Source organism: Allobaculum sp. Allo2 (assembly GCF_022701175.1).
In the GTDB taxonomy this organism is placed as follows: domain Bacteria; phylum Bacillota_I; class Bacilli_A; order Erysipelotrichales; family Erysipelotrichaceae; genus Allobaculum; species Allobaculum fili.
Window position 1 is genome coordinate 1,174,772 of sequence record NZ_CP078088.1, and the last position, 14,314, is coordinate 1,189,085.

Genomic DNA, 14,314 nt, shown 5'->3' on the forward strand with positions numbered 1-14,314 from the left:
AGGTTTGTTTCGAAAATCGATCGTCATTCGATACAATACCCATATTGAGGCGGCGCTTTCAGAGAGTTTTCAAATCGGGCAGATCTTTCTGTTTCCGTGGGGCACTGGAAATTCGCAGTTCTGAAGGTGTGCGTCCCTTTGCGGCTTCTGGCTGCTTGACCGGAAAGCTCAAAAGGAAAAGAGAGACAGAAGGAGAATCGTATGTTTAAAAAACGTTTTGCTGCGGGTCTTCTTGCAGCAGGTATGCTGCTGGCAGGATGCAGCGGTTCCGGCGGTTCCGACGGCGCAAAAGCGGTTATGACCACGTGCACCGCAGAACAGGAAGGTCAGACCATTCAGGTTGTTCTGAACGCGCCCTCCGAAAACGCACAGATCAGCAGCATGGACATCGCCATTACTATGGACCTCTCGTCTGCGGGGGTTGACGGTGAACAGCTGATAGACCTGTATGGCAGTATGATTAAAAGCCAGGTAGCCCAAGAGCTGGGAATCGACGAAGAGGATCTGAACGTTACCGCGGACGGATCAAAGCTCAGTGTCACAGTATCGCTTAAGGATCCTAAGAAATTCTTCAGCAGTGTTCTTGGAGAAGAGGAAGTCAAAGACAGCGATCTCGTTTTTCCACAGCCAAAGCACAGCTCGAAGCACAGTTCACCTGTGAATAGTTCAAAGCTTCCGCTGTATGCAAAACCGTTTCTTCCTGTTGGGGAAGAAACGGTTTTTGTGGACGCCCGCCCCTCTCACACAAAGCCGAACCCTCAGCAGAGCAGAAGAACAAAGGGGAAAGTTTCTGGTGCGCTTAATATTGTGCGAAAGAACGAGCTCCATTTCGAAGACATCTTTTCCGCCCGGATTTTGCGCGCTCAAGATGAGGAAAGCTGAATAAAGCTGTACAGAAACGGATGAACTTTAAGGGGAAAGAAGAATACTTTCAAAAAAGCAAAATCATATTTCGATCCTTTTTGAAAATCGAGCCAGATACAGGTGTTCCATAAGGATTGAGTGCTTCCCCCTGAAAATGTCAAAACGTGCCATAGGGTATACTGGATTCAACCTGGATAATTTACCCTTCAGGAAAGAAAATGCCTGCTGGATCGCATGCGATCCGACAGGATAAGAAAACGCGAAGAGAGGTATTTTAAATGAGAAAGAGAAAGAATGGCCGCGCTGTCGCATCCGCTTTACTCATAGCGGGCACACTGCTGGCAGGATGCAGCAGTTCGAAGCCAGCAGGAAGTGAGGTCAAAGCGGAGGTGCTGACCTGCACCGTTTCACAGGAAAACCCGATCGTGAAGGTTATTATAAAAGCTCCTTTCAAAGATGAAATGGTGAACTCGATGGAATACGTTGTGATCTATGATCTTGGATCCGCCGGTGTGGAAGGACAGGATCTGCTGGATCAGTATGGCGAGTCCATGAAGTCGGATATGGCTCAGGCATATGGAATACCAGAAGACAAAATCGATTTGAAGACGGAAGGGAATCTCCTCCAGGCCAGCATCGTCTTTGATGATCCCAAAGAACGTTTAACCGACATTCTTGGAAAGAGAAAGTCAGCGACGAGGATCTGGTTTTCTCCCGTTTCAAATCGCAGATCGCCAATAAGCTGATGTGCGAGTAATTCCATTGATCTCTGGGAAAAGAACCGTTTCCAAAAATGATAAGCTCCCCGGCGAGCAGACACGTGAAATAAACAAACGTGTTCTTCTTGAAAGGGAGCTTTTCTGACCTCCACAGATGGTATCTCTCGGGGTTTCTACCTTATCTCAAGCCCCTTCAATTCAGCGATAGGTAAAGCACTTTTGGTTATCCTCCAACATTTAAGAACTTTCTAAAAGCCTCTCTCCTGATACGGTGGGGTTTTGTGGAAAAATACAGTATTTCTGTTATTTTGACCCTAAACCGTATATAATTTTCGAACAGGGATAAAAGCTCCAGAACAACCGAATTACGTATAATTTGCAGATAGGGTCCTATCTGCATTTTGTTTCTCGTTCAAGAATTAAAGAGAAAGAGGGTGTTAATGTGAAAACCATGGATGACTTCAAAGCTTATCTGTTGAAAGTATATAAAGGAAAAATCGAGGAGCGGATTTCTGAAGATTTGACAGATTTGTTTAATCAGATTTGTGAGTTCAAGAATAATTGGTGCAAACAACCAGTCATTAAGTCTGATTTCACTCTGCTTGAATGCGAGCTAGAATTTTCTTCAATGTCGAAAATTATCGCACATCTCCTGGTCGATGTTCATTTCGCTTGTTATGAAGTGACAATGGATAATGATGGAAATGCCGACTGGGATGTCTACGCTGCTGACCAACACACTGGAGCCTATCTTAAGCTCGAGGCGGATATCAAAGACGATCTCACCTGGTTTCAAATCTGCGATTCTTCACTGATCATTTCTGAAGATCCTTTTGAATACTTCAAAGCAAGACTTCCGGAAAATGGCCTGTTCTACTCAGACAAACTTCTCCCCCAAATTACATCTCACGACCTTAACGCTGTCGCATGTAGATTCCTGGAGGACTGCTATTATTCCAACCCTGAATGTGAACGTGGCAAAGAAATCGACCTCATGAAGTTGGCGGAAAATATGAGGCTGACCGTTAAACTGATCAGTACCCTGTGCCGTCATGAAATTGACGGACAAATCTTCTTCAGTGATGGAACATACACCGATTACAATATGTGGACCGATACTTGCTCACAGGAAAACGCTACTCCTGGAACTGTGGTGGTTTATACGGGCCACTCTAGCAATCGGCACAACAACACATTAGTTCATGAGTGCTTGCACTGGTATTTGCATCGAGCATCATTCTATTTGCAGAGACTATTAGGACATGAGCTGCCGAGCATAACTTGTCGAAAAAGCACAATGCAAGGCTATGAACACGGTGATTACTGTCAAATTCGCGAGTGGCAATCCAATAAGATTTCCCCACTCGTGCTGGTTCCATCCAGTGATAACTTACTGGAGTTAGCCCATGCTGAATTTGAAAAGGTGATTCAATCAGATCCCGGGTGTTTTCAACTAGATGCGGCAGACTCTGTAATCCGATCATTGGCAAAAAAATATAACGTATCTCCTCAGCTTTTTGCGATCCGCCTCAAAGAAGAAGGGGCAAAAAACTTAGACGGCTTTTATCGGTGTCCAAACAAAAAGTCTGTTGGCTTATCTTCCTATTGCGATCCATACCTTCTTCGTGATTGGGAACTGCGATTTGGTCAAACCTATGACATTTCTTTAGAAGAGTTTGAACAGTGGCTAGAAGAGAATCCTACAATGAAAGAAGCCCACGATCTCAACATCATTAAGCATATTGACGGTCACGTGTGCCTAGTGAAACCAAATTTATGTTCGCCGGTCAGTCCATCAAATTTATCTGAGTATGCCCGAATGCATATGGATGAATTCTGCCTTGTTTTTAACGAAAACAAATCTCGAAATTCTTATGGAGACAATTCATCCATCCAAAACCCGAATCGTGCTGTTCCTGTTGATACTTTTAAAAGGTGAAACAGATCATTCTGACAAACCCAACCAACCAGGAAGCAATGCAGTGGATCAAGAAACAAAGTGACGATATTCGCAATACACTGCGGACACTTGTTCAAGAGTTGAGCGCCGATACCAAAACTCTAAAAAAGTGGTCTGGATATACTACTGAAGCCATAGCCTATCAGGGTCATATAAGCGAAAGTGCGTTCAAAAATATCCTTTCTAGCAAAACCGAGGAGCCAAAACTCGAGACGCTCATCTGCCTTTGTTTTGGTATGAAATTGCCATACAAGCTTTCACTTGCTCTTTTGGAAGCCGGTGGAAAACACCTCAATAATTCTGAAACGCAATCTTGCTACGATGAGATATTGCAGAACTATACATATGATTCACTCGAAGTCGCCAACGCATATCTAGCCTGGTGCGATATAAAACCTCTAGGAAATCCGTTGGATTAGGTATTTCAAGTAACCAAATCAACCCCTGTAAAAACCTCCAGAACGCGGAAACCAACCATTGTTCGGAGGCTTTTTTGTGCTCGTACTTTATTTAAAGCATTAGTTGTACGTTGCTTCACCACAATCATTGGGCACTTGAAGTGCCTTTCACCATTTCCGTCACCCACGTATTCTGACTATGCGAGGCAGCCAATGCCTCTAGAAAGTCAAAATCCTACACGGTGGCCACCGGACTGGATTCATTAAACCGAATGCCGAGTCCGTCATCTTTACTACGTCTTTTTCTGTATGCCTGCGGACTCAGTCTGCAGGTTTTTGTTTTCCGGTCGGTGGGACCGAGTCGGAAAAGTGCTCATCAGATATGAAGACAACTACATCGAAATCCCAGTAAACCCAGAAGAATGCCCCTATGACCAGGAGTGGTTCGAAGAAAACATCAACAAGCCGGAATACAACATCTGGCACCGTGAAACCCGCCATCTTGATGGCCGTTATAACGGAACCGACGAAGCAACACTTTATCTGTGGGACCAGGTAGCCGCCAATGCTCCATCGCTCGAAGAGACGGTCTCCAACAAGATCCTCGAAGAAGACATCCACGCCTGGATTGACCAGGTCTTGGACGAATACGAGAAAGACCTGTTCCTCTCCGTCGCCTACGATCGTGTCTGCACCACTCAAGAGTATGCCGCGATGCACGATCTCAAAGCTACAACAGTCAGAAAAAGACTGGAGCGTGTTCGAACAAAAATGAAAAAGCTGTCACGCAGTCCCCATTCTCGTGGCTAACCAGTGAGGAGGTATCCAAATGAAAAACTTGGAAGCAATCAGCCAGGAAATGCTGAAAGCCAGCATCGACCTTTTCTTAAAAGCCGAAGACGAAGAAGCAATCTTCTCTCTGCTCCATCGTATCACTGAGAATCCCGCACCAGTCGGAATTATCCAGATCGCCAAAGACTACGATCAATCACCGTTTGTGATGGAAGAAATGCTCGATGCCATGGATTGGACTTATCACGGGTTCGTCAATCCAACACACCTTGCACAGGGTCTGTGCGTCGTTGACCGAAAAGGTCAGCTGAGAATCACACCAGCAGGTCGAATCAAACTTCTGCTGGACTTCATGAAGGATGGGTTTCTTCCCGTCGTCAAAGAAAACAAGGAGGCAGCATGAACGAATTGATCCGCTACAACACCGAAAACGAACCCTACATCGAGGGTCGCGCGCTCCATCAGGCACTGGGCGTTAAGTCGAAATATGCCGACTGGTTCTCCAGAGCGTGTGAATACGGCTTCGAAGACGGAAAGGACTTTTTCTCAAAAATGAGAAAAAGTTCCGGTGGCCGTCCCACAGTCGATCATGACCTGACCATCGACATGGCTAAAGAACTCTGCATGCTCCAGCGTACCGAAGGCGGACGGGTCATCCGTAAATATCTGATCGAAGTCGAAAAAGCCTGGAACGATCCGGAAACCGTGATGGCCAGAGCCCTTGCTTTCTCCAAGCAGACCGTTGCCAAGCTGGAGCAGAAATGCTCTGCGCTGTTGCTCGACTGCTCCATCAAAGACCAGGTGATCTCCGAGCTGCAGCCCAAAGCGACCTATCACGATCTGGTGCTCCGCTCGAAAGATCCGCTGCCCATCTCGAAGATTGCTAAGGACTACGGTTTCTCCGGCCAACATCTCAATGGTCTTCTGCACGAACTCGGAGTCCAGTTCAAACAGTCCGGAACATGGCTGCTCTACCAGCAGTACGCGGACAAAGGATATACAAAAAGTCACACCTGGGAGAATGGCGGACACACCGGCATTCACACCTACTGGACTCAGAAAGGGCGCTTATTCATCTACGAGCTGCTCAAAAGTAAGCTCGGAATCCTGCCAAAAGTCGAGCGGGACCAAGACGATGAATGATCACGATTATAAAGAGCCAGGATTTTTCCTGGTGCTTTTCCCGGATCACGCTCTCAACCATATAAGAGCCGTCCTTCCAGATGGGCAAAGCTTCGAGCAGCTGAAATTGTCAGACCACGGCAGATCTACTTCTGAAATCGCAGAAGTCTATGGCTTTACCGGCACATTGCTTAATCAGTTTCTGGAAGCTCACCTAATTCAGCAATGGATCTGTACGTCCTGGCAGTCTAGTGGCGGCTATCAGCTTTTGCCAACGGACATCACTATCAAGACGTTGTCTGGAATATTGCTGGTCAGCTTTTGATCCACGGAATGCTTCAGGACATTGGTCTTATCCCACTGAACTAATACAAAAAACCGGAAAGGTCCGTTTGGGCCTTTCCATATATTTATAGGTCTGGCGGATGGGTCGATTTTATACGGATTTATCCGTCATGTCTTGTCGCCTAGACAGATGAAAGGAGTAAGCAAATTGGAAGATTTGAAAAAGCAAAATATCTGGATTTGTTGGACCCTCAAGAACGGCAAGAAAACTCCAATTGGCGCTTATGGCGAGGCTACCAGCGCTGATCCAGATAAACATGGCTCGACTTATGTGACCTATGAAGAAGCCATGAAAGCTAAAGAGAAACGAAACTATGCAGGCGTTGCCTTCGTTTTGCCTGCTGGATATTTCTTCCTGGACATCGACAATCGCTCTCTTGACGATTCCCTGACAAAAAGGCTCATGACTCGCTTCAAAAGCTATGCAGAAAAGTCCCAGAGCGGAAACGGCTATCACATCTATGGCAAATGCGATCCCTCGCAGATTCCATCAGAAAACGGAAAGCTGTCCTCTCGCTTTTACGTCAAGCATCCCGACAAGAAGCTGGAGCTGTATGTTGGCGGACTCACCAAGCGATTCTGTTGCTTTACAGGAGATGCCATCAACGAATACCCGCTGCGCGAATCGACACAAGCTGTGTTGGTAACGTATCGGCATGAAATGCTGCGCAAGAAGCTGCAGCGAAAAATGGTCCCGGAAATTGATGGAGATGATGAGGAGTTATTCGACATCATCTGTGATTGCCGAAGATTCAAAAATAGTGACAAGTTTGCAAAACTGTACGACCAGGGAGATATCAGCGACTACGGAAGCCATTCTGAGGCTGATTTAGCTCTATGCAGCATGCTTGCATTTCGGATTGGCAACTGCCCCAGTCTGATTGATACCGCATTTCGCAACTCTGCCCTGTACAGGCAAAAGTGGGAGCGGGACGACTATCGAATCAGCACCATCACAGGTGCTGTAGAAGGTCAGAACGGCAATTTCTATGATCCCCATAAGGGAATGCCGGACTTTATCGTCCTGGACGACAAGAAGCGTCCGAAGGTCTCTCCCGTCAAGCTGGTAGAGTGCCTCAAGGAGCGTTATCACTTCATCCAGGTTAAGAACTCCGGAAAAGAAACCGCCCAAAAGTACGTATACGAAAAAGGTCGCTACTTTTGCTATTCCGACGATATGTTCCGCTCTTTGCTTAAAGGGCTGATCGAAGAATATGACCCGATGTTCGTCAACAGCCACGTCATCAACGAGGCTTTGCGCTTGATCATGATGCAAAGGATTATGTAACCCACGAACAGCTGGACGGAAACGAGGATTACATCAACTTTGAGAATGGCTTGTTGTATCTGCCGACATTGGAGCTTTTCGAACACAGTCCGGACGTCTACTCCACCATTCAAATTCCATGCCGGTGGACTGGAGAACCAGAAGATACTCCGGTGTTTGACAAGTACATGGATGACCTGTTTCCAGGCGATTCTCAAAGCCAGAAACTCGTTATGCAGTTCATGGGTGTTGCAATCTCCAACATACACGGTTACCGGATGAAAAAGGCGCTATTCATGATTGGTCCTGGTGATACTGGAAAATCCCAGATTCGCAAATTCGTCGAGATGACCATTGGTTCGTACTATTGCACCTCCATGGAGTTGGACGATCTTGAGAAGCGGTTCGGTACTTCCCAGATGTATGGAAAGCGGATCTGTGGGTCTGCCGATATGCGGTTTAGCAGAGTTCCAGAGCTCAACATCTTCAAGAAAGCTACGGGTGGAGATTCGCTGCCAGCAGAGTTCAAGGGAGAAGCCGCATTTGAGTTTGTCTACAAAGGTGTGCTCTGGTATTGCGGAAACAGGCTCCCTCGATTTGGTGGTGATGATGGCTCGTGGGTATATGACCGGATTTTGCCTCTGGAATGTAACAACGTTATTCCTAAAGAGAAGCAGGATGTTGAGCTCATCGACAAGATGCTAGCGGAACGACAAGGGGTCATTTTTAAAGCGGTGCTGGCAGCTAAAGAAGTGGTTGAAAATGAGTATCGCTACACCGAGCCGTCCACCAGCATCGGGCTGCGTCAGGAGTTTAGGCAGGACAACAACAGTATTCTTGCCTTCATGGCGGAGTGTTTGGAGATCACAGATGATACCAGCTGCATGGAACCTTGGTGTACATCGGGTAAGGTCTATGACATCTACGCTCGTTGGTGCCAGGACAATGGACGAAGAGCCAAGTCTTCTTCCGAGTTTCGAAAGCAGCTCTCTTCTGAGCTCAACAAACCTTATCCGGCTTTAGTCCAACGCAAAAACACCGGACGATTTTTCAACTGTATCCGGCTCACGGATGAAGCGATCCACGAATATCGATCACGTGTTACCGGATCAGATGATACGAATTCTGAGTTTTCGCCTGAAAGCTCTGAAGAGTCTCCTGCAAACAATACGGCAGAATCCACCAACACATGTTCGTCTCAAGAAGAGGATTTTTCCTTCCTAGACGATCCTGATTTGCCTTTCTAGTGACAGCATAAACACAATTATGTCGGCTTCATGTACGGCAAAGCTTTTCTCCGACATGCTTATTTCTCCTTTACCTATCCCTCTTTCTTATTATTAGTGACACTAGTGACACCTTTTTTAAAGAAAAGAGAAAGAGAAATAAAAAATAAATATAGGTATAGGGTATATAGAAAAAGAAAAATATAAATAGAGGAGTATGAAAAAGCCGACATACGACATGCGTCATGCTCAAGAAAGGCAGCCCCATGTGTTTGTGATGAACGAAAGGAGCCGCTATGCGTGAAAAAGAAATCGAGGCCAAACTGACCAAAGCCGCAGCTGATTGTGGTGGCTGGGCTTTGAAGCTAGCCTCTCCAACCGTTTCTGGGCTTCCCGACAGACTGGTTCTGTTGCCTTGTGGAGTCGCTTTGTTTGTTGAAGTCAAAGCTCCAGGCCAAAAGCCCAGACCGCTGCAAAAGGTCATCCATCAAAAACTCCGAAAGCTGGGGTTTTCTGTGTATGTGTTGGACGACCCAAAGCAGATTCCATACATCCTTGAGGAGGTGAAGCATCATGCAGTTCATCCCTCATGAGTACCAAAACTACGCTGTCGATTTTGTTGAGAATCATCCCGTGTGTGCGTTGATCATTTCCATGGGACTTGGTAAAACAGTCATCACACTGACCGCCTTACTGGATCTGCTCTTCGATAGCTTTCTGGTCCACAAGATCCTGATTATCGCTCCACTTCGAGTAGCCAGAAACACCTGGCCAGAGGAGCTGGATAAGTGGGACCACTTGAAGTCCCTGGAATACTCTCTGATTTCAGGCACTCCCAGGAAAGACTTCAGGCGCTGGCCAAACCAGCAGACATCTACATCATCAACCGGGAGAACGTTCCCTGGCTGTGTTCGCTTCCTGGCTGGGATTTCGACACGGTCGTAATTGATGAACTCTCCAGCTTCAAAAACCACAAAGCCAAGCGCTATCAAGCCCTGATGGCCAAAAGACCCATGGTCAAACGGATCATTGGGCTAACAGGAACGCCTTCTCCCAACGGTTTAGAGGATCTGTGGGCTGAGTTCAAGCTGCTGGATATGGGTAAACGGCTGGGCAGGTTCATCGGCCAGTTTCGAAACCAATACATGATGCCTGGTCGTCGAAACGGATACATCGTCTACAACTACCTGCCGCTTCCAGGAGCAGCCGAGCAAGTGTATGAAAAGATCTCGGATATTGCCATCTCCATGAACTCTGTGGATCATTTGAAAATGCCCGATCTTGTCATGATCGAACAAAGAGTTCTGCTCTCTACTCCGGAGCAGGATCTGTACCAGCAGATGAAACGGGATCTGGTTTTGCCCTTCATGGACCAGGAAATTACCGCTGCCAATGCTGCGGTTCTTACCGGAAAGCTTTCTCAGATGGCATCCGGAGCAATCTACTCCGAATCAGGCGAAAGCATCCACATTCACTCGCGGAAGCTGGATGCGTTGGAGGATCTGATTGAAGCCGCTGCTGGAAAGCCGGTTCTCATTGCCTACTGGTTCAAACACGATCTGGAAAGAATCCAGTCGAGATTTCCGGTTCGAGTGCTGAACACCGACAAGGATATTCAGGACTGGAATGCCGGAAAGATAGTGATTGCCGCCATCCATCCTGCTGCTGCAGGGCATGGACTGAACTTGCAAAGTGGAGGAAGCACGATGATTTGGTTCTCCTTGACCTGGTCTCTGGAGTTGTACCAGCAGACCAACGCAAGACTGTATCGGCAAGGACAGAAAGAGACGGTCCGGATCTATCACCTCATCACAGCTGGAACAATCGACGAAGAGATCATGAAAGCATTGAAATACAAAGACGTCAGCCAGGCGAGGCTGATTGAAGCCGTGAAGGCACAATTCTAGAAAAGGAGTCGCTGAATGGATAACAAGACATACCTTGACCAGCTGGATCGGATCAAGAAATCCATCTGGCTGCTCGATTTGAAAATTGAACGCAAGGAGCAAGCCCTGCACAGCATTTCTTCTCCAGGTTTTGAACCGCACTATTCGAACGGTGGTCCATCCGGTGATGCTGCTCATGCCAAGAGAATCATTGAGCTGGAAACCTTAAGAGCCAACCGGAAGACCATCATGGAAATCTACCAGCACTTTGAGCAAGAATTGGAAACCATTCTGGACCAACAGAACTCAGAATGCTCGGAGATTTTGGCCGATCGCTACCTCAAAAACATGACTTTGAGAGAAATCGGCTACCACTTCGGCTACGGGAAAACGACCATCAGCCGAAAGATGATGCAAGGAATCGACAGCTTAGTCCTCCCAAAACAGCCCTTTATCGCTGAAAATGCCTTCAAAGCAAAGGGCCTTCAGGAGTTTTTGGTCGCTGCTTGAAAAAAGGAACAAGTGGGACAAAAGGGACAAGCGGGACGAGCGTCTTTGTGATATGGTAGACTCACAAGAAAAGTAAAGAGAGGTCACAGCGAATAGGTTGTGGCCTTTTTCATGGGGGCTTGTATGAATGGACAGGAACATTACAACGGCTGGGATTGCTTCGATAAGATGGTCGAGCTCTATGGAATTGATGAAGTACGAATCTTCTGCAAACTGAATGCCTTTAAGTATCTGTATCGCTGCAAACACAAAGCCGGTGATGATGACCTGTCCAAAGCTCTCATGTATCTTCAGAAATACTTTGAACTGAAATCCCTGCGCGATGTGCAGTCTACATAAAACTTTCGCCCATTTTTGAGCGAAAGTCCCTCCCGTCTTGTGGCGGGTTTTCTTTTGGAGGTGAAGTCTATGCCTGGCTACAGAGTAAGAAAACGTGATGACAAGTACGAGGTTCTCTATCCCAGCGGGAAGGTTCGCTGCCGTGTGGATGATGGCGAGCTTGCCTATGAGATCGCTAATGATCTCATGAGAGAGCGATCTCAGGAGCCCACACCCGTGAGGTGCGTGGAGTCCGGAGAGATCTTCAAAGACCACTACGAAGCGGCCAGAGAGTATGGCGGTAATCCTAACGGGATCAAGCGTTGCTGCCTTGGAATCATCTCCCGTTCGTGTGGTCTTCATTGGGAGTTTGCCGATGCCCTTGAAGCCTAAACACCCATGCGGCTGGCCAGGCTGTCCCAACCTCACCGACAAAGCCTATTGCCCTGAACACACCAAAGCAGCCAACAGACGCTACGAAAAGTACAGACGTGATCCCGGAACAAGATCCCGTTATGGAAAAGCCTGGCAGGTTGCTCGTAAGAAATACAAAGCGAAGCATCCGCTCTGTGAGATGTGTCTGGCTGATGGCAAAGCCGTGCCCATGGAGCAGGTTCATCACATTGTTCCGCTCTCACAGGGTGGAACCCATGACGAAAGTAACCTTATGAGCTTATGCAAAAGCTGCCACTCCAGGATTCATGCAAAAGAAAAAGGACATTGGAGGTAAAAAATGTATGATTTTCACCATTTTTGCCCAGGGGCGGTCTAAATCTCAAGCCTGCTGCTTGACAAATAACGAGGGCGGCCTTTAACGCACGAAAATTCGATTTCAAACGGGTAAATAGGCCGAAGCAAAAATCGAAAGAAAAAATTTTTAATCCAAAAGGAGGGTGAGAAATGAAGCAATACAAATTTGAAATCATGAGGTCAGGCAATCTTGTCTCATCACTTACTGAAATGGAGAGTTTTGTTAACAAATATGCAAAAAGGGATGGGATTTGAAGTCTATTCAGCATTTCCCAGATATGTCGACGTACCTCTTCATATTCACCAAAACAGTTTAAGGAGCTTTGAAAGGAGGTCCGAAATGGCAAAAGACGGTACTAGACGAGGCGGAGCAAGACCTGGAGCAGGTCGAAAAAGAAGTCCGCAATTGAAAAAATGGATGCTGGAGAGGCCATTTCTTTGATCTTACCAGAACCGGTAGACCTGATTGGGACGGATTGTCCTCCGGTCAAGGAATACCTGAAAGCCAATCAGAAATGCGGCATTGACCTGTCCGCAGCCGATGTGTTTGAGGATACATGGAAGTGGCTGGCTGCCAGAGGGTGCGAAAAGCTGGTCTCTCAAAATCTGATCGAGCAGTACGCAATGTCCGTTGCTCGATATATTCAGTGCGAGACCGCTATTTCTGACTACGGATTTCTGGCTAAACACCCTACAAGTGGAAATCCAATGCAGTCTCCCTATGTGGCGATGAGCCAGAACTACATGAAGCAGGCCAACCAGATCTGGTATCAGATCTTCCAGGTGGTAAAGGAAAACTGCACCGAGTCCTGGAGCGGAAACACACCGCAGGATAACGTGATGGAGCTGTTGCTCCGGAAAAAAGGATAGGAGGTCCTCTCTTGATTATCGAAACGAAAAACTGCAGGAGCTTATCCCTGCTGACTATAACCCGCGAAAAGATCTGCAGCCTGGTGATCCAGAATATGAAAAACTCAAACGCTCCATCGATGAGTTTGGTTATGTCGATCCCATCATCTGGAACAAAAGAACCGGTAGAATCTGTGGAGGACATCAGAGATTTAAAATTTTGAAGGCCCAGGGTGTAGAAGAAGCCGAAGTAGTGATCGTCGACTTCGACGAGGAGAAGGAGAAAGCCTTCAATATTGCTCTCAACAAGGTAAATGGTGATTGGGACAAGGACAAGCTGGCCCTGCTGATCACCGATCTGCAGGCCTCGGACTTTGATGTATCTCTGACCGGCTTTGACCCTGCGGAGCTGGATGATCTGATGGGCAGCGACAGTGATGCAAAAGACGATAACTTTGATGTGCAGGCTGAATTGGAGAAGCCTGCTTTTTCTTTGCCCGGAGATATCTGGACCATCGGAAAACACCGAGTCATCTGTGGGGATTCAACGGACCCAACGGTCTTTGAACGACTGCTCCAGGACACCAAGGTCAATCTGGTGTGCACCGATGCTCCCTATTTCGTCGATCTGAACAGCACGTCCGGAAAGATCAAAAACGACAACCTCAACGACAAGGAAGCCTACGAATTCCTGATGAAGGTCTTCACCAATCTCAAAAACGCCATGGCTATTGATGCTTCCATTTACGAGTTCTACGCGACGATGAAATCCAGAATTTTCTATGACGCATTCGAAGATGCTGGTTTCAAAGTCGGAGCAGGTCTCGTCTGGAAGAAACCTCGGGCTCCCTTCATGCGAACCGACTGGAAATTCAACATGGAGCCCATCATCTTCGGCTGGCGAAAAGATGGAAAGCACAAATGGTATGGCGACCAGAAGCAGACGGCTGTGTTTGAATTCGACGGAATTAAGGATTCCAAAAAGACGGACACGGCCATCCATCTTCCAAGCCAATCCCGCTGATTGCTTATCTGATTGAGCAGTCCACTGCGACCAACGGACTGGTGCTGGATTGCTTCCTGGGTTCTGCTTCCACCCTGATGGCCTGCGAACAGATCAATCGCATCTGCTACGGCATCGAGCTGGAACCGAAGTTTGTCGATGTAGCCGTCAAGCGATACATCGAGTACACGGGTTCTAACCAGGATGTGTTTGTCATTCGTGATGGTAAAAAGCTCCCGTACTCCGCTGTTGTTCCTGCTTCGGAAGAGTCGGAATAAAGTGCTTTATCTATCGGTCTTTTTCCT

At 47.2% G+C, this 14,314-nt stretch carries 18 protein-coding genes and 1 pseudogene; all 19 read left to right on the top strand.

The genetic code is table 11. The features are described from left to right. The first annotated feature begins 201 nt into the window (after positions 1–201). A complete protein-coding gene (locus tag KWG61_RS06635) occupies positions 202–882 on the top strand; it encodes a hypothetical protein (protein WP_242745313.1) in 681 nt (226 codons plus the stop codon). A 371-nt stretch (positions 883–1,253) separates the two neighbouring features. Beyond that, complete coding sequence (locus KWG61_RS06640) at positions 1,254–1,610, top strand: hypothetical protein (protein WP_242745314.1); 357 nt, start codon at positions 1,254–1,256, stop codon at positions 1,608–1,610. A gap of 415 nt (positions 1,611–2,025) precedes the next feature. Beyond that, complete coding sequence (locus KWG61_RS06645) at positions 2,026–3,522, top strand: ImmA/IrrE family metallo-endopeptidase (RefSeq protein WP_242745315.1); 1,497 nt, start codon at positions 2,026–2,028, stop codon at positions 3,520–3,522. A gap of 38 nt (positions 3,523–3,560) precedes the next feature. Further along, on the top strand, positions 3,561–3,962 hold the full coding sequence (locus tag KWG61_RS06650; protein ID WP_242745316.1) for a hypothetical protein: 402 nt from the start codon (positions 3,561–3,563) through the stop codon (positions 3,960–3,962). Positions 3,963–4,310: 348 nt separating this feature from the next. Continuing rightward, on the top strand, positions 4,311–4,751 hold the full coding sequence (locus KWG61_RS06655; RefSeq protein ID WP_242745317.1) for a hypothetical protein: 441 nt from the start codon (positions 4,311–4,313) through the stop codon (positions 4,749–4,751). Positions 4,752–4,800: 49 nt separating this feature from the next. Next, positions 4,801–5,136 (top strand): hypothetical protein, encoded by a 336-nt coding sequence (locus tag KWG61_RS06660; protein WP_242745318.1) that lies wholly within the window; start codon positions 4,801–4,803, stop codon positions 5,134–5,136. Continuing rightward, positions 5,133–5,876: a phage antirepressor KilAC domain-containing protein gene (locus tag KWG61_RS06665; RefSeq protein WP_230266658.1), complete on the top strand. Its 744-nt coding sequence runs from the start codon at positions 5,133–5,135 to the stop codon at positions 5,874–5,876. Before KWG61_RS06660 ends, KWG61_RS06665 begins: the two co-directional genes overlap by 4 nt. Next, positions 5,869–6,180 (top strand): hypothetical protein, encoded by a 312-nt coding sequence (locus tag KWG61_RS06670; protein WP_242745319.1) that lies wholly within the window; start codon positions 5,869–5,871, stop codon positions 6,178–6,180. Before KWG61_RS06665 ends, KWG61_RS06670 begins: the two co-directional genes overlap by 8 nt. Positions 6,181–6,348: 168 nt before the next feature. After that, entirely contained in the window at positions 6,349–7,488 is a 1,140-nt protein-coding gene (locus KWG61_RS06675) for a hypothetical protein (RefSeq protein WP_242745320.1), read from the top strand. A 32-nt stretch (positions 7,489–7,520) separates the two neighbouring features. After that, positions 7,521–8,714 (top strand): phage/plasmid primase, P4 family, encoded by a 1,194-nt coding sequence (locus KWG61_RS06680; protein WP_256460845.1) that lies wholly within the window; start codon positions 7,521–7,523, stop codon positions 8,712–8,714. Between the two features lie 275 nt (positions 8,715–8,989). Beyond that, entirely contained in the window at positions 8,990–9,286 is a 297-nt protein-coding gene (locus KWG61_RS06685) for a VRR-NUC domain-containing protein (protein ID WP_230228015.1), read from the top strand. After that, positions 9,267–10,600: pseudogene (locus KWG61_RS06690) on the top strand (SNF2-related protein). The gene KWG61_RS06685 and the pseudogene KWG61_RS06690 overlap by 20 nt, the downstream one beginning before the upstream one ends. Before the next feature lie 15 nt (positions 10,601–10,615). Continuing rightward, entirely contained in the window at positions 10,616–11,089 is a 474-nt protein-coding gene (locus KWG61_RS06695) for a hypothetical protein (protein WP_230266662.1), read from the top strand. A 123-nt stretch (positions 11,090–11,212) separates the two neighbouring features. Further along, entirely contained in the window at positions 11,213–11,428 is a 216-nt protein-coding gene (locus tag KWG61_RS06700; protein ID WP_230266663.1) for a DUF3310 domain-containing protein, read from the top strand. A gap of 69 nt (positions 11,429–11,497) precedes the next feature. Continuing rightward, positions 11,498–11,800: a hypothetical protein gene (locus KWG61_RS06705; protein ID WP_230266664.1), complete on the top strand. Its 303-nt coding sequence runs from the start codon at positions 11,498–11,500 to the stop codon at positions 11,798–11,800. Further along, on the top strand, positions 11,784–12,137 hold the full coding sequence (locus tag KWG61_RS06710) for an HNH endonuclease (RefSeq protein WP_230266665.1): 354 nt from the start codon (positions 11,784–11,786) through the stop codon (positions 12,135–12,137). The genes KWG61_RS06705 and KWG61_RS06710 overlap by 17 nt, the downstream gene beginning before the upstream one ends. Before the next feature lie 458 nt (positions 12,138–12,595). Next, on the top strand, positions 12,596–13,027 hold the full coding sequence (locus KWG61_RS06715; protein ID WP_242745323.1) for a P27 family phage terminase small subunit: 432 nt from the start codon (positions 12,596–12,598) through the stop codon (positions 13,025–13,027). Between the two features lie 73 nt (positions 13,028–13,100). Further along, positions 13,101–14,030 carry a ParB N-terminal domain-containing protein gene (locus KWG61_RS06720; protein WP_242745589.1) on the top strand — a complete coding sequence of 310 codons (930 nt, stop codon included), beginning with the start codon at positions 13,101–13,103 and terminating at the stop codon, positions 14,028–14,030. An 11-nt stretch (positions 14,031–14,041) separates the two neighbouring features. Next, positions 14,042–14,287, top strand: a complete 246-nt coding sequence (locus KWG61_RS06725; protein ID WP_242745590.1) for a DNA methyltransferase — start codon at positions 14,042–14,044, stop codon at positions 14,285–14,287. Positions 14,288–14,314 lie beyond the last annotated feature (27 nt).

Coding starts and splice junctions, on each gene's coding strand:
- KWG61_RS06710 (WP_230266665.1), top strand. CDS start 11,784: ATGCCCTTGAAGCCTAAACACCCATGCGGCTGGCCAGGCTGTCCCAAC.
- KWG61_RS06685 (WP_230228015.1), top strand. CDS start 8,990: ATGCGTGAAAAAGAAATCGAGGCCAAACTGACCAAAGCCGCAGCTGAT.
- KWG61_RS06635 (WP_242745313.1), top strand. CDS start 202: ATGTTTAAAAAACGTTTTGCTGCGGGTCTTCTTGCAGCAGGTATGCTG.
- KWG61_RS06670 (WP_242745319.1), top strand. CDS start 5,869: ATGAATGATCACGATTATAAAGAGCCAGGATTTTTCCTGGTGCTTTTC.
- KWG61_RS06650 (WP_242745316.1), top strand. CDS start 3,561: ATGCAGTGGATCAAGAAACAAAGTGACGATATTCGCAATACACTGCGG.
- KWG61_RS06705 (WP_230266664.1), top strand. CDS start 11,498: ATGCCTGGCTACAGAGTAAGAAAACGTGATGACAAGTACGAGGTTCTC.
- KWG61_RS06665 (WP_230266658.1), top strand. CDS start 5,133: ATGAACGAATTGATCCGCTACAACACCGAAAACGAACCCTACATCGAG.
- KWG61_RS06700 (WP_230266663.1), top strand. CDS start 11,213: ATGAATGGACAGGAACATTACAACGGCTGGGATTGCTTCGATAAGATG.
- KWG61_RS06695 (WP_230266662.1), top strand. CDS start 10,616: ATGGATAACAAGACATACCTTGACCAGCTGGATCGGATCAAGAAATCC.
- KWG61_RS06660 (WP_242745318.1), top strand. CDS start 4,801: ATGCTGAAAGCCAGCATCGACCTTTTCTTAAAAGCCGAAGACGAAGAA.